The organism is Paraburkholderia saeva, assembly GCF_907164555.1.
In the GTDB taxonomy this organism is placed as follows: domain Bacteria; phylum Pseudomonadota; class Gammaproteobacteria; order Burkholderiales; family Burkholderiaceae; genus Paraburkholderia; species Paraburkholderia saeva.
Map to the genome: position 1 here is coordinate 182,898 of NZ_CAJQZC010000004.1, position 17,541 is coordinate 200,438.

Annotated in this window: 17 protein-coding genes and 1 pseudogene; 11 read left to right on the plus strand and 7 right to left on the minus strand. The window is 63.6% G+C overall.

The annotated features are described in order from the left end of the window. Position 1: 1 nt before the first annotated feature. A complete protein-coding gene (locus LPA36_RS12315) occupies positions 2-658 on the minus strand; it encodes a hypothetical protein (RefSeq protein WP_228876829.1) in 657 nt (218 codons plus the stop codon). 56 nt (positions 659-714) lie between these two features. Continuing rightward, a pseudogene (gene tehA / locus LPA36_RS12320) lies at positions 715-1,761 on the minus strand (dicarboxylate transporter/tellurite-resistance protein TehA). 205 nt (positions 1,762-1,966) lie between these two features. On the opposite strand from tehA, the gene LPA36_RS12325 reads away from it, so the two are divergent. The 3 genes from LPA36_RS12325 (at position 1,967) to LPA36_RS12335 (ending at position 2,801) form a co-directional block, all read left to right on the plus strand. Further along, a complete protein-coding gene (locus LPA36_RS12325) occupies positions 1,967-2,224 on the plus strand; it encodes a hypothetical protein (RefSeq protein WP_228876831.1) in 258 nt (85 codons plus the stop codon). Between the two features lie 70 nt (positions 2,225-2,294). Continuing rightward, entirely contained in the window at positions 2,295-2,513 is a 219-nt protein-coding gene (locus tag LPA36_RS12330; RefSeq protein WP_228876832.1) for a hypothetical protein, read from the plus strand. Positions 2,514-2,555: 42 nt separating this feature from the next. Beyond that, complete coding sequence (locus tag LPA36_RS12335) at positions 2,556-2,801, plus strand: hypothetical protein (protein ID WP_228876833.1); 246 nt, start codon at positions 2,556-2,558, stop codon at positions 2,799-2,801. Positions 2,802-2,893: 92 nt separating this feature from the next. Here the strand turns inward: LPA36_RS12335 and LPA36_RS12340 are convergent, their stop codons facing one another. From LPA36_RS12340 to LPA36_RS12355, 4 genes are all read right to left on the minus strand, one after another. Beyond that, the gene (locus tag LPA36_RS12340) at positions 2,894-3,097 is read right to left on the minus strand and encodes a hypothetical protein (protein ID WP_228876834.1); all 204 of its coding nucleotides are present in this window, start codon (positions 3,095-3,097) and stop codon (positions 2,894-2,896) included. A 256-nt stretch (positions 3,098-3,353) separates the two neighbouring features. Further along, a complete protein-coding gene (locus tag LPA36_RS12345; protein ID WP_228876835.1) occupies positions 3,354-3,584 on the minus strand; it encodes a hypothetical protein in 231 nt (76 codons plus the stop codon). Positions 3,585-3,780: 196 nt separating this feature from the next. Further along, positions 3,781-4,065 (minus strand): hypothetical protein, encoded by a 285-nt coding sequence (locus LPA36_RS12350; RefSeq protein WP_228876837.1) that lies wholly within the window; start codon positions 4,063-4,065, stop codon positions 3,781-3,783. Positions 4,066-4,153: 88 nt separating this feature from the next. Beyond that, complete coding sequence (locus LPA36_RS12355) at positions 4,154-4,429, minus strand: hypothetical protein (RefSeq protein WP_228876838.1); 276 nt, start codon at positions 4,427-4,429, stop codon at positions 4,154-4,156. Positions 4,430-4,853: 424 nt separating this feature from the next. Here LPA36_RS12355 and LPA36_RS12360 point away from each other — a divergent pair, with 424 nt between their 5' ends. Continuing rightward, on the plus strand, positions 4,854-6,968 hold the full coding sequence (locus tag LPA36_RS12360) for a serine/threonine protein kinase (protein ID WP_228876839.1): 2,115 nt from the start codon (positions 4,854-4,856) through the stop codon (positions 6,966-6,968). A gap of 50 nt (positions 6,969-7,018) precedes the next feature. Here the strand turns inward: LPA36_RS12360 and LPA36_RS12365 are convergent, their stop codons facing one another. Next, on the minus strand, positions 7,019-8,929 hold the full coding sequence (locus tag LPA36_RS12365; protein ID WP_228876841.1) for an SUMF1/EgtB/PvdO family nonheme iron enzyme: 1,911 nt from the start codon (positions 8,927-8,929) through the stop codon (positions 7,019-7,021). A 356-nt stretch (positions 8,930-9,285) separates the two neighbouring features. Here LPA36_RS12365 and LPA36_RS12370 point away from each other — a divergent pair, with 356 nt between their 5' ends. From LPA36_RS12370 to LPA36_RS12400, 7 genes are all read left to right on the plus strand, one after another. Next, a complete protein-coding gene (locus LPA36_RS12370) occupies positions 9,286-9,726 on the plus strand; it encodes a DUF4399 domain-containing protein (protein ID WP_228876842.1) in 441 nt (146 codons plus the stop codon). Between the two features lie 44 nt (positions 9,727-9,770). Next, on the plus strand, positions 9,771-10,214 hold the full coding sequence (locus LPA36_RS12375) for a DUF4399 domain-containing protein (protein ID WP_228876843.1): 444 nt from the start codon (positions 9,771-9,773) through the stop codon (positions 10,212-10,214). Positions 10,215-10,602: 388 nt separating this feature from the next. Continuing rightward, on the plus strand, positions 10,603-10,878 hold the full coding sequence (locus tag LPA36_RS12380; protein ID WP_228876845.1) for a hypothetical protein: 276 nt from the start codon (positions 10,603-10,605) through the stop codon (positions 10,876-10,878). Between the two features lie 386 nt (positions 10,879-11,264). Then, positions 11,265-12,647, plus strand: coding sequence for an efflux transporter outer membrane subunit (locus tag LPA36_RS12385; protein ID WP_228876847.1), 1,383 nt, complete (start codon positions 11,265-11,267; stop codon positions 12,645-12,647). A gap of 211 nt (positions 12,648-12,858) precedes the next feature. Next, complete coding sequence (locus tag LPA36_RS12390; protein ID WP_228876849.1) at positions 12,859-15,357, plus strand: FHA domain-containing protein; 2,499 nt, start codon at positions 12,859-12,861, stop codon at positions 15,355-15,357. Then, positions 15,335-16,708, plus strand: coding sequence for an HlyD family efflux transporter periplasmic adaptor subunit (locus LPA36_RS12395; RefSeq protein WP_228876851.1), 1,374 nt, complete (start codon positions 15,335-15,337; stop codon positions 16,706-16,708). Before LPA36_RS12390 ends, LPA36_RS12395 begins: the two co-directional genes overlap by 23 nt. Positions 16,709-16,786: 78 nt before the next feature. After that, the gene (locus tag LPA36_RS12400) at positions 16,787-17,539 is read left to right on the plus strand and encodes a peptidylprolyl isomerase (RefSeq protein WP_228876852.1); all 753 of its coding nucleotides are present in this window, start codon (positions 16,787-16,789) and stop codon (positions 17,537-17,539) included. The last annotated feature ends 2 nt before the right edge of the window (positions 17,540-17,541 follow it).

The window sequence follows — 17,541 nt, forward strand, 5'->3', positions numbered from 1 at the left end:
ATCACGACTTGCGGCCGTCGCGATCCGTGCCGGGGCGGTTGCCGGCGGCTTCGTGAACTGGATGGCCATGGTCGTTGTGCTGCGGACGTTGCGCAACCGGATGCGGATTCGCTTCATGAGCGTGCCCCGCGTCGTGCTGCCCTGACGGGCGGTGATGATCGTGATCACGCATCGCGACTGACTCGTGGTGCGCGTCGTGGTGCGCTTCGTGACGCGCCACTTCGCGACGATGTTCGTCGCGTGCGTGCCGGTCCGGCAGGTGGCCGTTGTGATGCGCCATCACTTCATGCAGATGCGCCCTGCGGCGGTACACGTCCTGGCGATGGTCGCCGTGCGCGTAGAACTGCCGGTGGCGCCTGCCGTCGGAACCGGTGAACCAGATGTACGTGCTGCCGTTCACATACATCACGTCCCGGTCGGAGACGGCTGCGATGTACACGTCGTATTGCGCGGGCACATACGTTTCGCGCACTACCGGCTGCGCGATCACGACGGGCGGTGCGGAACGCGGCGGCGCTGCGACGACGACCGTCCTCGGCGCGGGCTGCGGGGCGGGCTGGACGACGACCTGTGGCCCTCGTGGGGTGGTAACGCATCCTGCCAGCGTCAGGGTAAACGCAACAACTGCAACAGCGCTGGCCAGCCTCGAATTGTTCAAACCGTGCTCCGACGTCAGATTGAAAGGATGTCGTGGATAACGGTTCAAACGGCGCTTTACTTGAATTGCGTGCGACGGACGGGCAGTTGCACCACAGTCCTGCTGTCAGCCTCATCGCCTTGCGCTGCCGAAGAAGCGGCGGCCGATGCCGGCAGCGCGGGCAGCAGTCTGCCTTGTACCAGCAGGCTCACGGTCTTCACGATGAAGAGTCCGATCACGATGTTGGCCATCACGAAGAGCGCGGGGGCCAGCCATTCCAGCGGACCGGTGGCGCCGCGCTCGACCATGCGCAGGGCCATTCCCGGCAGCGCGGCCACACCGAAGCTGAACCCCCACCATGAAGGCGAAACCGGCTGCGCGCGGATCCACGGCACGAGCCGCGCCATCAGAAGCGCCTGATAGAGGCCGTAGCCGAGCAGGATCATCGCGAACGCGTCCGGCGTGCCGCTTGTGAGGCTCATCCACGCGATACCGCCCACCACCGGCGGCGCGATCTGGATGCCGAGCGACGGCCGCAGCGCATCCGGCAGCGCTCCATGCACGGCGGCGCGATGCAGGATCAGCGATTCCAGCGCGATCCACGACAGCATCCCGACGCCGAAGAACGCCATGCCGACCTGCGGCCAGCCGAACGTCGCGAAACCGGTGGCGGCGACAAAGCCGGGCGCGACCGTCGGCAGGTAGATGGCCGGCGTCACCAGTTCCGGCGGCCGGCCACCCTGCCACAGACGTCCGTGCAGAAACACGCCCAGGGCGAGTTGCGCGACCACCGCGACGCCGAACAGCGCGAACGCGGCCGGGCGGTCGTAGTTCGCGAGCGCAAGCGCCGCCAGCATGCTCGAAACCGGACCGAGCGCCGCGAACGACTATTGCACCGGATGTTGCATTTCCGCCTGCGCAGCCGCGCGGTGGCGCAGCCACTTGTGCGCATACGTTAGCAGGATGACGAGCCAGGTTGCCAGCGCGGCGAAGGTCAGTACGTCGACGAGCGCAGCCGGCACCGGCCAGAGTCTCGCGGCGAGCCGCCATGCGTTGACAAGCGCCAGCGATCCGACCGCAATACCGAAGAAAGCAACCGGCATCGGGCCACGAGGGGTTTTCATGATGAGCTCCTGAGTGATGTCACGTGCCGGGTACTGCACTGGCACATCGTGTGAAGCACTTTAAGGGGCCGCATGAAAATGGTGAATGCCGTCCAGACGCAACAATATGCTCGTTCGTCTCACATCACGCATGGGGTTGCAGGGTCTTTCCCTTTTGCCGTTTTGACCGCATGCTAGGGTTTCTGCACCGATCCGGAGACGCATCATGGACGAGCAGCAGGAACATCGCGGTTTTACGATCACCGTCAGTACCCGCGACGACCGCGCGGGCGGCGCATTTGTGACGTTGCTGATCGAGCGCACGTCGTCGCCGGGGCACGATACGCACAGCGGGGTCCCTCATTCCGAACCCGAGCATTACCGTTCGGTGCGCGCCGGGCCGGCGGCCGTCGGTGAAGCGATGGACCGCGCGCGACGCGCAATCGACGAGGCACTGGGCGAACCCGATCCGCTGGGCGACTGAGGTCGCCGCACATGACCCATGGTCCGGACCTTGCCGGCTCACCAGAACAATCGACAATCAGGACGCTGCCATGCAGTTCGACTACAAGACATTTCACATCGATTGCCGCGCGCGGCATGACGAAGATGGTCATTACGTCGCGCGTGCAAAAATCACGGTGCCGGCGGTGGGCGGCGGGCGCGTCACGACGCACGACTCCGGCGATATCGATTCGTTCGTGAACGAAGCGGATGCCATTTCCTGCGCGAAGGCGTGGGCGATCGAATGGTGTGACGAAAACTGGGACTGAGCCGGGCGCGGCGGTTCCGCGCACAGGACGATGGAGGCCGACATGCTGCGTGAAGCCAGAACGGAACAGGAACTGCTTGCGCTCGTAAGCGCCGCGCTCGAATCGAATCCGGATACATGCGGATGGAGTCCGACCGGCATTCAGGAGCAGGAGGAAGACACCGAGGGCTGCAACTGGGACATCCACTATCTGCGCGGCAATACCGACGCCGCTGAAGTGAAGGATGTCGTGATGCCAGTCGCCGCCGGCATCATCAATACGCTGCGCAACCGCTACAGCCTGCTGTAGCTGCGGGCGTACGTTGCGCCGGTAACACCTGGCCCCTCCCGTCGCGTCCGGCTGGAGGGGCTCTTCTTTTAATTTCGGGCATGACGAACGTCCTACAGGTAGGTTCCCCCGATGCGTCCTTCGAAAATCCCGATGTCGATGTCCCAGTCGTCCACGGTGCCTGTGGACGTGCCGTCGACACCGACGCGCACCGCGCGGCCGCCGGTCAGACGTTTCATCTGGTCGGCGGTGAGGGTGACTTCGTGGGCGTCCTCGACGGAGGGCGGGAGGTCTTTGATTACGACAGTGGCTTTCATGGCAGTTCTCCTTGGCGGCTGGACGAGCACGGCGGTGTGCTCGCCTCCAGTTCTGCAAGGGATATGCCAGTGAAGCGACGCGCACGGAAAATACGTTTCGCACCTTGAGCGCGGGTTCAGAACGCGCTGTGGCGGGGCTTTCGGGCGCTGATTCGACGGCGGACTCGCGCGCGCGCGCGGTCCGCTGCACGCCATGTGTCGGGATGCGGCGAACAGACGGCCGGCTGCTGTTGGAATAGGCGCGCTACGTGCCGCGTCAGGTGTGACGTAGCGACGGCGACGCTGCGATGCCCGGGGCATCGGACGATGCGACTGGCGCCTGGCGGGCCGAGGGGAACCCCGGCGGATAGTCGACGACACGCGGCGCGCCGGGCGTCGGCTGGGCGAGGTGCTGCGCGCCGATGCGTGCACCGCCGACGATGGCGGCCATCGCCTGGCTGTCGAGTTCGACGCTTTCGGTCAGATCGGTGATGACGAGGAGAGTCATGACGGTCCCAGGTGATCCAGGTAATCATGGAATGCGAGGCGCGGCAGCCTGTACGGCCGGCTGCCGCCCGATGGTTGCCGATGCGGATACCGCTTCGCACAACCAGTATAGGAAATTCGCCTCTGCCCCGTATGTTGCGGTTATCGTTTTAGCCGGCCGTAGCAGGAACCCCCGGGTCTCCTGCCCCGGCGCGGGATCAGAAGCTGGCCGTGTTGAAGGCCTGTTGCGTCGGGCTCACGTCGAAGGCGAGCGGGCCCAGGTTTGCGCCGAGTATGCCGATGTTGTTCAGCGCCTCTACGTTGACGTACTGCATCTGCTCGATGTTCTGGTTCACATTGACATTCACAGTGGGGCTCGCAACCGGGCCCTTGCCTTGCAGCCAGGGGTTGCCGAGGCCTGCCGTGCCACCGCGTACGGCCGACATGGCGCGATGGTCGAGGTCGCGTGTCTGCGACAGATCCTGAATCATGATGGTTGACATGACGATGCTCCAAAAGTATTGGAAAGAGAAAGGGAAGCGGTTCGCGAGCTTCGGACCGGCGAACCTGCGCGGGCCGCTTCCGTACGCATTACTTCACGTTGATCGTGTTCTTCGCGTCGATCGAAGGATTGACGTTCGAGGTGACGTTGTCGAGGAAAGCCGAGCCGTTGCCGGTGGCTACCTGAACGTCCATCAGCGAAGCGATCGACTGGCTGGCGTTCACGTGCTTGCTCGTGTCGACCGTAATCGGTTCGAAGTTGAAGAAGTTGCTCGTCGGGAACACGTAGCCACCGCGAACGGCGCGCATGGCGTGGCCGTCGAGTTGTTCGGTGTGCGACAGGTCTTTGATGGTCAGTGTTTTCATTTCGGGTCTCCTGGCGGAAAAAGAAGTCTTGCAGCTGGTTGCGAGCATCATGTTTGCTCGGATGTCACTCATGCACAGGCCGTGCCAGTTCTCCATGCATGCGGCAATAAACCTGCACGACGCCCGCTGCACAAGGCGCGGCCCGAATTGCGCGGTACGTGTGCCGTCGATGTGAACCGCACGCATGCGCCGGCGATGGTGGCGCGCGGCCAACTGCACGCTTCGCGGCGTTGGTCCCGTTACGACACCCGCGCTGTGAACGGGTCTCTACGGGCGTCGCGGGGCAATCCTGGTTTGCTTAAGATTCACCTGCGGGCTAGTATCGAAACAGCACATGTAACTGGTTACGACAGGTTGTTCACCGGCCTCTGCGGGGTTCACTGCCGCTCCTGCCGGTCCTACGGGAGCACGTCGCTTCGCACATATGGCTAGCCTTGCGCATGTGATTCGCGATTATCAGAACGGCGGCCTGACGCGCGATGAGTTCATCGCACGACTCGACAACACGCTGACGACCGACAGCCTGAGTCCCGCGCGGATGATGAATGTCCTCGACGAAGCGCACGCGCGTTCACCGCTGCCCGCCGATCTGCACGCGGAAGTGCGGCGCCGTATCGAACAGCTTCCCGTTTCGAACCTCGCTGCCGGTGGCGAGGAAACGCGGCTGCAGACGCGCGTGGATGCGCCGTCGCTCGCTTCGTCCGGCATGAGCACGCCGGGCCCACTGCCCGGTCACGACCAGATCAAGGGCACCGGCGACACGCTCAATAACCGCTTCGTGCTGGAAGAGTGTCTGGGCGTGGGCGGCATGGGCACCGTCTACAAGGCGCTCGATCTGCGCAAGCTCGAAGCCTCCGATCGCAAGCCGTATCTCGCGATCAAGGTGCTGAACGTCCAGTTCCGCGGCAATCCGAAATCGCTGATCGCCTTGCAGCGCGAAGCGCGCAAGGCGCAGGTGCTCGCGCATCGCAACATCGTGACCGTCTACGATTTCGACCGCGACGGCGCGATCGTCTATCTGACGATGGAGTATCTGTCGGGCAGGGCGTTGAGCCAGATCCTGCGTACCGAGGATTTTCACGGCATGCCTGTGCGCGCGGCGTTGCCGATCGTGCGCGGCATGTGCGGTGCGCTCGCGTACGCGCACGAGCGCGGCTTCGTGCATTGCGACTTCAAGCCGGCGAACGTGTTCCTGACGGATACGGGCGAAGTGAAGGTGATCGACTTCGGCATCGCGCGCGTGTTCCAGCGGCCCGAAGAGGAGAGCGACGCGACCGTGTTCGATCCCGGCACGCTCGGCGCGTTGACACCGGCGTATGCGAGCCCGGAAATGCTCGAGCATCGCGAGCCCGATCCACGTGACGATATCTATGCACTCGGCTGCATCACGTACGAACTGCTGACGGGACATCATCCGTTCGACCGGCAGTCCGCGACGCAGGCGCGCAGTACCGGTCGAAAACCGGAGCGACCGCCCAACCTCGACGCACGACAGTGGCGTGCGTTGCGCTCGGCCCTCTCGTTCGACCGCAATACGCGTATGCCGACTGTCGCGCGTTTCGTCGAAGAGTTCGGCGCCGAAGAAAAGGTCGCGGCGAAATCTGCGACGCGCGTGAAGGTGGGCATCGCAGCCGGTGTGGCGGTGCTGGTTGCCGCGGGCGTCGGCGTGGGGGTGTACCGGGCGTCGTCGGGCGGACATGGTGAAGCGGTGACATCCGGAGACGTTGCGTCGTCGGCGGCGGTGGGGGCTTCGGCGCCGGTGGCGACGGAGGCTTCCACGGCTTCTGCGGCGTCCGTCGTGCAGGCGGCACCTCCCCCGGCGCCAGCGCCAGTTGCGCCGCCTGCGCCTGCGCCGAAACCCGCGCTTTCGATGGCCGCGGTGACGCCTGTGCTTGCCCGGGTGGCGTGTTCCGCGCTCGCGCCTTCCGTCGACGGACACACCCTGCACGTGCAGGGTTTTGTTCCGCAGCACTATGGCGTGACGCAGCTGAAAAGTACGCTGGGCGCGGTGCCTGGCGTCGATGCGCTGAACCTCGACGTGCAGACAATCGCCGACGACAGGTGCGACGAGATGAAGTCGTTCGCGCCTTACTGGGTCAGCAACCTGCAGGGCGGCCACGCCACGGCGCTCCATGTGCGGCCGGCCAGCGGGCAGTTGACCGAAGGCGATCCGCTGGTCGTCGATATCACGACGCCGGGGTACGACTCATACGTAAATCTCGACTATTACCAGCTGGATGGCAGCGTCGTCCACATGGTGCCGGGGCCGCGCGCAAAGGACAATCAGGCGCCGCCGCACTATGCCGCGACGATTGGCGGAGGCGGAGACTGGGTGATCGCGAAACCGTTCGGATCGGAGCTGGTGGTGTTGATGGTGACACCTGTACCGCTCTTCGACAGGATGCGTCCGGAGAGCGAATCGCGCGCCGATTACCTGCATGCACTCGACGCGCGTCTCGCGCAGATCGCGGGCAAATACGGACGCGAGCGTATCGGTGTCGACATCGCGCAGATCACGACGAAGGCTCGCGCGCATTGAGCACATGCTGAACGCGCGCTTCAAACCCGCAGGCAGTTACGCCTTTTCGCTCACTTCAGATCTTTCGCGACGCGAAATCCATCCTGCGACTGACGCACGCTCGAACTGTACTTGAAGCGTGTGGACGTGAGCATGTAGTTCGCTCCTTCGCGCCATGAGCCGCCCCGGATCACGCGCATGTTGCAGCCGGGCGAATCCCATGTGCGGCCGTCGGTGGGCGCGCCTTGATACGAGTTGTGCCAGCAGTCGCTGACCCATTCCCAGACGCTGCCGTTCATGTCATGCAGACCGTAGGGGTTCGCGGTGAATGTACCGACGTTCTCGGGTCCTTCCTTGTGCCACGGATCGCCGCAGTCCTTGCAGTTCGCGGTGCCCTTTGCCATCTTGTCGCCCCACCAGTATTGCGTCGTCGTGCCGCCACGGTCCGCGTATTCCCATTCCGCTTCGGTCGGCAGGCGGTAGGGCTTGCCCGTGGTTTTCGCGAGCCACTTCACATAGACCTGGGTGTCGTCCCAGCTGAGGTCGCGGGCTGGAGCGGTCTTCGACGGGTTGTTGTCGCTCGAAAGTGGCGGACACGCTTTCGCATCCACGCATGCGTTCCATTGCTCGACGGTGACCTCGTATTTGCCGATGGCGAACGGCGCCTCGATTGTCACGTGATGGACGGGCTTCTCCGACGGGTCGTCGGTCGCGCTGCCCATCGCGAACGATCCCGGCGACAGCGAAACCATCATCGGACACGTTGCGCAGTCTTTGCTTTCGCCGTTGTTCGTGCCATGGCCGGCTGCCGCCGTGGGTGCGGGCGCAGCAGGCGTGACCGGTTTGGCCGGTGATGTTGCGGCCGGCGCGGGCGCAGGCGCGGGCGCGGCGGATGTCGTGCGCGGTTTTTCTGGCGGCAGCGGCGGCAGGGTGGTTGCCGGCGCGGCGTGCGTCGCTTCGGGCGCCGATTGCGCCTTTGCGGCGGCGCGCAGGCGGTCGATCCGCGCGTGCGCGAGCGTCGCGAAGCGTCCGTTCGGATAGGCCTTCAGATACGCCTCGTAGTCGCTTGGGTAGGTGCTGTCCTTGATTGAATCCCAGAACGTCAGTTCGTATTGCTCGCTGCTGTCCTTAGGCAGGATGCCGCGGCTATGGAGCGCGAACGACGCTGCGTTATCCGCGCCTGCGACATCGACATGTACGGATTCGACACGCTGCACATCAAGGGAGGACACCAGCTGTGGTCGTTGCGCATCTCCCGCCATCGCACGAACGTTCGCAGCGGCGTACGTAAAGAGCGCTGTTGCGTCTTGCGTCGAGCCGTCGGACAACGCGCGCAGCAGTGCATCCGTAAAGACGCCTCCGCGAGGCCCGTCCGCGGCGAACCCGCCTGGCGCGGTCGCGTAAGCGATCAGCGTTTGGGGCGGCGCTGCGACATTGCCGCTATTGCCGGCCTCGAACGGATTGTTCAGGCAGGTATCGAGAATCACAAGATTGAGCTTGTGCGCGCGGGGCGCGGACATCGCCTGAAGCGCTGCCTCAAGATTCACGCCGTCTTTCACGAGCGATGCGGGCGCACGCGCATCGACACCCGACGGCAAAAGCAACGTGTCGTGCGCCAGCTGCAGGCCGTGTCCAGCGAAATAGAACACGCCGGTGCCCCCATGTCGCAGACGCCGCGCGAATTCGGCAAGCGCGGCTTTCATGGCCTGGGGAGAAGCGTCAGTGCGCGTGATGACGTCAAAGCCGCGTGCGGCGAGCGCGTCGCGCATACGCGTCGCATCGCGTGGGGCGTTTTCAAGCGCGTGATCAGGGTATGCGCCGTTGCCGATCACGAGGGCGACGCCGCGCGAAGACGTGTCGCTATCGGGAAAAACGACCTGTGTGGCTGCGCGCGTGCCGGCAGGCGAGGGCGCGGCGAAAGCGTCGATCCATGGTGCGTTTAGCGCGCCAACGACACCCATGAGCAGGAGTTTTCGCCACATTTTTAAATCCTGTTTGTTCTGGACCGAACTCAGGTTTCCGGCCACCGGCGCTCCGGTACCGGCGGCTGCCACGCGTGGCGCGGCAGTCTCCGCGCACGACCCTGCCTGGCGTATCGATGTATGCGAGTCGTTATAACCAACGATAGCACGCAGTTCGCGCGTCAGAACGTTAACGAGAGTGGCGTATCTTTTTGGCAAGTTCCGTCCTAAGCTAAACCATAAAGCAGACAACAGAGATCGGGGTTTTTTACCGGTCGTTCCGACACGCACGTGTGCCCCGCGCCTCGCCAGAGCGTGCGGAGAGGCTCTTTTTGCACAGCAGGGGCGACCCGGATAATTCTTCGGGAGAATGCGCAATGCCAAAAAGAATAATGCTGGGTGCGCTGTATGTCTTTGCTTCGCTGTTCCTTGCGAACGCGCCTGCGTTCGCCGCCCAGACGCCTTCGCCGCCGGGCGCCGAGGAGTACATCATCTGGCCCGCCGACGGCACCGTGATTCACGGTGGCAAGTTATGGGTGCGCATGGGGTTGCGCAACATGGGCGTGTGTCCCAAGGGCGTCAACATCCCGAATACCGGGCACCACCATCTGCTGATCGATACCGACCTGCCGCCGATGCCGATGGATCAGGAAATTCCATCGGATCGCAATCACCTGCATTTCGGCGCGGGTGAAACGGATGCGCGCATCGAACTGCCGCCGGGCAAACATACGCTGCAGCTGCTGCTCGGCGACTACAACCACGTGCCGCACAATCCGCCGGTGTATTCGAAGAAGATCACCATCATCGTGAAATGAGCGGGCGCGGCCGCTTTGGCCTCCCAGGACGGAGAGCACCTTCCATGTACAAGATCATTGCTGTCGCTGCGTCCGCCGTGGCGTTTCTGGCACTGGCACCGCTTGCGCCCGAGGCGGCATTCGCGGGCACCACACCGTCGCCCGCCGGCGCCTTCGCGTATATCGGTTATCCAAACGACGGCCAGGTCGTGCCGGCCAACAAGCCGTTTCGCGTGTGGTTCGGGCTGCGCTATATGGGCGTCGCGCCGAAAGGCGTCAAGTATCCGAACACGGGCCACCACCACCTGCTGATCGATACCGATCTGCCACCGATGGACCAGGAGATTCCCTCCGATCGCAACCATCTGCATTTCGGCGCGGGTGAAACGGAGACGATGATCGAGTTGCCGCCCGGCAAGCACACGCTGCAACTGCTGATGGGCGACGACATGCATATGCCGCACAACCCGCCTGTCTACTCGAAGAAGATCACCGTCATCGCAAGGTGAGACGAGGCCGGCGCGACTGTGATCGCATGTCTTTAGCGCGTCGCCACGTCAGGCTGCGCGCTAAAGCCTGCTAAAGACCATGTCGAAGTCCTTTACCACTGCCGCAACGGGGACGCGCGCAAAGGCAGAAATCCAGAATGTCTTTCGTCACCCAACACTATCGCGTGTGTTGTCGGTCAAAGCCCATCACCCTTGCTGATCCCATCCCGTCCCCTGAGCGCGTCATGCACTCACGCGTAACGCGCACGCCCCAGTGTTTTCAAGGCTCCGCAGGTTTTCTTCGCTAAAGATCACGTGCCTGGCACAGGCCATGCATTAGTGACACCCGAGCAGACAAGATGCTCGAAACCAGATGCAGGACCTGACCTTTACCCTTTGGAGACCTATCATGACAACGCTGATGATCAAAGACCTTTCGAATGCTCAAGACCTCGACAGCAAGAAGATGCGCGCCGTGCGCGGTGGCTTCGCACCGTTCCCGTCGAACAACTACGTCAACATCATGCCGATCACGTTCGATGCCAGCAAGACGGCCTACGTCAAGCAGCTCAACGAAAACCAGCTCGGCTCGCAGATCGCTACCGGCAACGACTCGGCTTTCCTTGACAACGTCAAGACGATCTCGAATCCGTATATCGACAGCAAGAACACCGTCAACATGTAAAGCGTGACGGGGAGACCACCGCGGAGACCTCGCCGTCTCCGCGGACAGAAGCCGGCGACGCCATCGCGTACGCCGGCTCAAATGAAAAAGAGACCACCACCAATCGTTCTTTTTATAGACCTCGCCGCACCGCAACTACCCCCGCGCCCAACCGCCCGCCACGCTTCCGAACCGGAAGACGTGCAGGACGAGCTTTGCCTGATCGCGCGCGCCCGAATGCAGTGCCGCTGGATTGACCGGAGATTATCGTGTCAGCGTTGCTTCATTCGAGAGTCCGTCGTACCTGTCGCATCGCGTCAGCCAGCCGTCGTGTCGCGGATGATGGAGCAGGCGCAGAACCTCTCCCTGCCGCATCTTCCACACGCGCGTTCAGGACGCTCGGCGCCGTGCTGCTTTCCGCCGTTTTGCTTTCCGCATGTGTCGATGTCAGCATGCCCGACTACAAGCGCCCCGATACACCGGCGAAAGCGTCGTGGTCCGACAAGACCGGCTCGATCGTTTCGCCTGCCGAGACAATTGAACCCGACTGGTGGAAGGGCTTTCAGGACCCGTACCTGAATACGCTCATTGCAAAGGCGATTTCCGGCAACTTCGATATCAAGGTGCTGGCCGCACGCATCGACGTCGCCGGCGCGCAGATCGGCGAAGCGAAGTCCGGCGCGCTGCCGACGATGGATCTTGGCGCCGGCGCGAATTTCCAGAAGATCACCGGCCAGCCCTTTACGCAGCAATACAACCTTGCGACCCAGGTGAACTGGGACATCGATATCTGGGGCAAGGTCGAGAAGGGTGTGCAGGCGCAAAAAGCCGAATTTCATGCCACCGAAGCCGACTGGCGTGCGGGCTACCTCGAACTCGTATCGAACGTCTCGACGACGTATTTCCAGATTCTCCAGTTCGACGACCAGATCGAGCAGCAACAGAAGACGCTCGCGACGAACCGCCAGATCCTCGCGATCTACGACGGCATGAACCGCAACGGCCTCGTGCCGAAGACGCAGGTGCTGCGCCAGCAGGCGGAGATCAATCGTCTGACTAACGAACTGCTGGAACTGCGCCGCTCGCGCGACGTGGCGAACAACGCGCTCGCGACGCTCGTCGGCGTGCCTGCCGGGGAATTCAGGTTGCCGACCGGGCATCTCCAGCAGCGCGTCCAGCTGCCGCCGGTGCCGGCCGGCTTGCCCGCGCAACTGCTGTCGCGCCGGCCCGACGTGGTCGCAGCGGAATTCCGCGTGCTCGAATCGTACGACCTGGTGGGCGAATCCAAGCTCGCGCAGTTGCCGACGATCAGCCTGACGGGCCACGCCGGCACAGCCAGTTTCGCGCTGACGGATCTGCTGAAGTCGTTCACCTACGGCTTCATGCCGAGCATCAACATTCCGCTACTCGACCCGGGCGTGCGGGCGCACGTGAAAACCACGCAGGCGCAGCAGACAGTCGCCGAGCAGCAATATCGCAGCACGGTCATGGCTGCGTTTGAAGAAACGGAGAGTGCACTCGTCAACCTGAGTTCGCACCGTCAACAGCGCGTCGAACTACAGGAAGAGGTGTCGCGGCTGCAGATCGTCGCGAACCAGATCGAAGCGCAACTGAAGGAAGGCGTGGTGTCGCAGCTCGAAGTGTTCGAGACGGAACGCTCGCTGCTGCTGGCCCAGCAGGATCTGCTGGCCAATCATCAGCAGATTCTGTCGGACACCGTGCTGCTCTACAAGGCGCTCGGCGGCGGCTGGCCGACCGTTGACGTGCAGTTGCAGGTAAAGCAGCAATGAACCGGTCAAGCGGTGTCCAGGCGCACGGTGAGTGGTTGCTCACGCCGTTCATCTTCCGTGCCGGACAATTGACTACCGCGATGTGTGACTTACAATCTTTGTGTGACCGCGGCCCACACGGTCGGGCGCGTCTCGCAGCATCCGCCGCGGATCCCAGCGGCGCGCCACTGACGCATCCGCGGCAGCGGGTAAACGCTTAGTGATCCAGACCATGACTCCAGGCGAAGCCCAGATTGCCGAGGTGCGCACGACACTGGACCAGGCGTTCGACGTCGTGCTCTCGCCGGTGTCGCACCCGGCGCTCGGCGCGATCCGGATCATCGACTCGCTGTTTGCCATCGGCCGCAGCGAACCGCCGTTCGTCGATTATCCGCGTGAGCTGCTCACCCGCCTTTCACGCCGGCACGCGCGCATTTTTACCGAACACGGCGTCGTCTACGTCGCGGATCTCGAGAGCAAGAACGGCACGACGCTAAACGGCAAGGACGTCCGGCAGACACCGGGCCGCGTGCGCGCTGGCGACGAGTTGTGCTTTGGCGGCGAACTCTCGTATCGCGTCGGCATCGAGCCGCGCGCGCGTATTGTCGCCGCCGCGCAGGCTGCGCAGCCGGCTGGCCTCACGCTCGTGCCCGAGCGCGGCGACCTGGGCCTTTTGCCCATCGATGTGCGCGCGTTCCCGTTTCTCATCAGCAAAGCCGACGACGTTTTCGCGCGCTACAAGGAACGGTATCCGCATCAGGTCAATTACATTTCGCGGCGCCATGCGCACATTTTCGTGCGCGCGGGCGATCTGTACGTCGAGGATCTGGGCAGCACGAACGGCACGTTCGTCAACGGGAGGCGGCTCGACGAGTCGGCGCATGCGTTGCAGGAAGGCGACGTCCTTGCATTCGGCGGCGATCACTTCGTCTACAGGGTGGAACTGCAGCAGACACCCGAATTCGAGCCGACCGTGACCCAGATGATTGCCACCCCGCCGATCGAAGAAATCGACGCCGACAAGACCACCTTCGTCGGCGCGGCGCATTCGTTCCTCGATATCTTCTGCGTCGATCAGGCGCGGCAGCGCGAAGACGAAGTCAACGAAGCGACCCGACCCGACCCCGACGATACGAAGCGCGACACGCGTCCCCATCGCGTGCAGCGGCGCTGGCGCGTGCTGGCGACGGAACTCTCGAGCGCTTTTTCCGGCGGCGAGCGTCTCGCGACACGGCGTGCCGTATGGTGCGCGATCGCGGGTGTCGTCGTCGTGGCGGGGATCGGCGTGGCGCTGTATTTGAGGGGCGCATCGGAGCGCGAGCTGAAGAACCTGCTTGCGGCGGGCGATTACGAAGAGGCGCTGAGCGTCGCGAACGACGACGTGCGCCAGCATCCCGCGGACGTGCATCTGAAAGCGCTGGCAAGCGAAGCGCTCATGAAGGCGAAGGTGCCCGACTGGCTTGCCGCGCTGCAAAAACGCGAATTCGACCGCGCGGATTCGCTGCTCGGCAACATGAAAACGATCGGCGCGGCAAATCCCGATGCGGTCTCGCTTGTCGGCGAACTGCGGTGGGTAGGCGATCTCGAACGTTTCGTGGTGGGACGCGGCGGCCCGGATGCCCCGATCCGCATCTATGCTGACGAAGGAAAGATCAGCGATCTGCTCAGGCGCTGGGACGACGACGCGCGGGCCCACCAGCGCGCGCTCGACCGGATCGCCTCGTATGTGCCGGCGTTCGCGGATCCGTACGCGCAGGCGCTGAGCCATCTGCGCAAGCTGCAAAGCGACGATTCGGTCTATCTGGCGGCCATTGACCGCCTGAATACGACGATCAACACCGAGCTTGCGCGCGACAAGCCCGACGCGTTGCCGCCGGTGCTCGACGATTACGCGCAGCGTTATCCGCGTCTCGCGGGCCTCGACCGTGTGCGCGGCGACCTGAAGGCGTACACGGAACTGCTGGCCGATGCGCTCGCGCGAAAGCTCACCCCGTTGCTCGCCGCAATGAAGAGCGCGCATTTTTCGACGCCGCCGTTCAACGCGCAATACGCGCGGCTGGCGGCCAGCCGTCTGCCTTCCGCCGATGTGATCCAGCGCCACGACGCGGCCACGGCCGCGTGGCAGCGCGGCGATGGAATGCAGACGCTCGCCGCGTTGCAGGCGATTCCCGCGAACCCGTGGTCCGACGTGCTGACGGCCGAGCAGACGCACAAGCGGGCCGTGCTCGACCAGTACGCGGATCTGCAGAAGTCGCGCGGCACGAAGGGTTACGACGAGCGTCTGCTGTCGTTCTACGCCGCGCTCGATCCGGCGGCGGACACGTGGTTCATGCACGCGATCGAAGCGGACGTCACCGCGACGCACGACAAGGCGCTGGCCCGCGCGCAGGATCTGCTCACGCGCGCGCAGGCCGAATGGCGTCAGTATCGTGCGAACGGCTCGATTGGCGGCACGCAGCGGCTCGAATCCGGCATCTCCGGCGGCTTCCGCAGTCAGGCACATCTGCTGTCCGACGCGCAGTCGCTCGCGCAGCAGGGCATGCGCATCTATACGCAGCTAAAGGCGGATCATCCGTCCGACTGGGACACGCTGCTTGCCGATATCAACGCCGAAGCGGACATGCAGCGTCGCTCGTTGCAGGAGTTGCGCATGGTGCTCGAACCTGAACTGTTGAAGTCGAAGCTGGCACTCATCGGAGGCGACAGCAGTGAAACGCGACAGTCACCCTAAGTTGCTGTCCGAGGCGCTGGAGGACCACAGCGCCGAAGGCATCGCGATCCTGATGGCCGAGCCTGTCAAGCTCGCCCGTGCGCTGATCCTGGCGATGGCGGGGCTCGTGGTCGTCGGGCTGCTGTGGTCGTTCGTGGGCCGCGCGGATGTGATCGTGAGCGCGCCGGGCACGCTCTCGCCGGAATCGGATGTGCGGCGCTTCTATGCGCCGATCGACGGAGAACTCGCCGACGTGTACATCGCCGAAGGCCAGCCCGTATCGAAGGGCGACGTGCTCGCGCGTCTCAACGCGCGCGGCGCGATCGAGGCGGCGAGCAACGCGCTCCAGGCGCAGCTGAAACTCGAGGATGCCGAGCGCGAATGGCAGCAGTTCCCGGAAAAAAAGGCACTGATGGAACGCAAGGTCGCGGCGCTCAAGGACCAGATCGACGTCGAAACGCGCCAGCATGAAACGCGTGTCGCCGAAGGTACGACGAAGCTCGCCGAAGGACAGAAAGCCGAACTCGACGAAGCGCGCAGCATCCTCGACAACGCGCGACGCTCGCGCGACGCGGCGCGCCAGGAGCTCGACAGTTATTCGCGGCTCTTTGCGCAGCCTGGCGGCGGCGGTATCGCGGAACTTCAGGTCGAGTCGAAGCGCACCGCGTATCTCGCGGCGGAAAACGCCTATCGCGTTGCCCAGTCGAAGCTCGCGGAACTCGACTTCCGCCTGAGCCACGAATATACGCAGGCCAACGCGCAACTCGAAACGAGCGGACAGGAAACCACCAACCTGCAGATTCAATACGACGCGGCCGTCCGGGAAATTTCCACCACGGAAGACAAGCTGCGGCTGCAGGTGCAATCCGCGCGACTCGTCGCGGACGCCGCGGCGCGCATCCGTTTCGAGAATATCGACAAGGACAACTTCCTGCTGATTCTCGCGCCGACTTCCGGCGTGATTACCGATGTGACGTCGACGCAGCCGGGCGACAAGGTTCAGGCAAACGCGCCGCTTGGCGGCATCGCGCCTAAAGACGCGCGCCAGGTGCTCAAGATCGAGATACCCGAACACGACCGCGCGTTCCTTCACGAAGGCCTGCCGGTCAAGATGAAATTCAACGCGTTTCCTTACCAGCGCTACGGGCTCATCAGCGGGACGCTGGCGTACATATCGCCCGCGACGAAACCTTCGGCAGTCGACAAGCAGCCTGTCTATGAAGGTCGCGTCACACTCGACAGGAATTACTACCAGATCGCGGATACCCGTTATCCATTGCGATACGGCATGACAGCGAATGCGGAGATCGTCGTGCGCGAGCGGCGTCTGATCGATCTGGGCCTCGATCCGTTCCGGCAGATTGCCGGCTGATCGAAGTGTGAAGGTGCAGCACCGAAAAGAACCGATGGTCGCGCGAACGTGCACGGCCCAACCTTAGGAGCGGACGACATGACCGCGATAGTGCGAATCGATGAAGAAGTCGTGGACGTCGCCGAATTCATCCGGCTGCTTAAACTGACAGGTCAGTTCGAGAGCCTGATCGAGCAGCTCGTGCGCGACAAGCTCACGGTGCATGCGGCGAAGAAGCAGGGCATCACCGTCACCGCCGACGAAATCCAGCAGCGCGCCGACCAGTTTCGACGCGTGCGCGGCCTGCATCGCGCAACCGACATGAACCAGTACCTCGATACGCTCAATGTGAGCCTCGACGAGTTCGAGGCGTTCATCACCGACGGGCTGTATCAGGAGAAGATGCTCGACCAGGTCGGCAACGAAGCGGCGATCGAAGAATACTTCTCGCTGAATTCGCCGAAGTTCGACGCGATCGAAGTAAGCCATATCGTGCTCGACAGCGAAGGCAAGGCGAAGGAAATGATCTCGTACCTGAACGACGATCCCGAGAGCTTCGCCGAGATGGCGCGTGAGCATTCCATTGCCGATACGCGCGAGGCGGGCGGCGTGATCGGCAAGGTGTTGCGCGGGTCGCTCAAGCCCGATATCGAGGCGAAGATCTTTAACGCACAGGTCGGCGATCTGCTTGGGCCGTTTCCTTCGCCCGACCGTTCCTGCTATGAGATTTTTGCTGTCACCGCGAAATATCCCGCGACGCTCGACGCGGACGTCGCCGCCGAAGTGAGGCGTCTGCTGCGCGAAGGCTGGCTGATCGCGCGCTCGCAGGAACACGTGATCGAGGCGCGCTAGGC

What these genes read in the sequence shown, in the direction of transcription:
- LPA36_RS12325 (WP_228876831.1), top strand. Translation starts at nt 1,967, where the DNA reads ATGGACGAGCAGCAGGAACATCGCGGTTTTACGATCACCGTCAGTACC.
- LPA36_RS12330 (WP_228876832.1), top strand. Translation starts at nt 2,295, where the DNA reads ATGCAGTTCGACTACAAGACATTTCACATCGATTGCCGCGCGCGGCAT.
- LPA36_RS12335 (WP_228876833.1), top strand. Translation starts at nt 2,556, where the DNA reads ATGCTGCGTGAAGCCAGAACGGAACAGGAACTGCTTGCGCTCGTAAGC.
- LPA36_RS12340 (WP_228876834.1), bottom strand. Translation starts at nt 3,097, where the DNA reads ATGAAAGCCACTGTCGTAATCAAAGACCTCCCGCCCTCCGTCGAGGAC.
- LPA36_RS12345 (WP_228876835.1), bottom strand. Translation starts at nt 3,584, where the DNA reads ATGACTCTCCTCGTCATCACCGATCTGACCGAAAGCGTCGAACTCGAC.
- LPA36_RS12350 (WP_228876837.1), bottom strand. Translation starts at nt 4,065, where the DNA reads ATGTCAACCATCATGATTCAGGATCTGTCGCAGACACGCGACCTCGAC.
- LPA36_RS12355 (WP_228876838.1), bottom strand. Translation starts at nt 4,429, where the DNA reads ATGAAAACACTGACCATCAAAGACCTGTCGCACACCGAACAACTCGAC.
- LPA36_RS12360 (WP_228876839.1), top strand. Translation starts at nt 4,854, where the DNA reads ATGGCTAGCCTTGCGCATGTGATTCGCGATTATCAGAACGGCGGCCTG.
- LPA36_RS12365 (WP_228876841.1), bottom strand. Translation starts at nt 8,929, where the DNA reads ATGTGGCGAAAACTCCTGCTCATGGGTGTCGTTGGCGCGCTAAACGCA.
- LPA36_RS12370 (WP_228876842.1), top strand. Translation starts at nt 9,286, where the DNA reads ATGCCAAAAAGAATAATGCTGGGTGCGCTGTATGTCTTTGCTTCGCTG.
- LPA36_RS12375 (WP_228876843.1), top strand. Translation starts at nt 9,771, where the DNA reads ATGTACAAGATCATTGCTGTCGCTGCGTCCGCCGTGGCGTTTCTGGCA.
- LPA36_RS12380 (WP_228876845.1), top strand. Translation starts at nt 10,603, where the DNA reads ATGACAACGCTGATGATCAAAGACCTTTCGAATGCTCAAGACCTCGAC.
- LPA36_RS12390 (WP_228876849.1), top strand. Translation starts at nt 12,859, where the DNA reads ATGACTCCAGGCGAAGCCCAGATTGCCGAGGTGCGCACGACACTGGAC.
- LPA36_RS12400 (WP_228876852.1), top strand. Translation starts at nt 16,787, where the DNA reads ATGACCGCGATAGTGCGAATCGATGAAGAAGTCGTGGACGTCGCCGAA.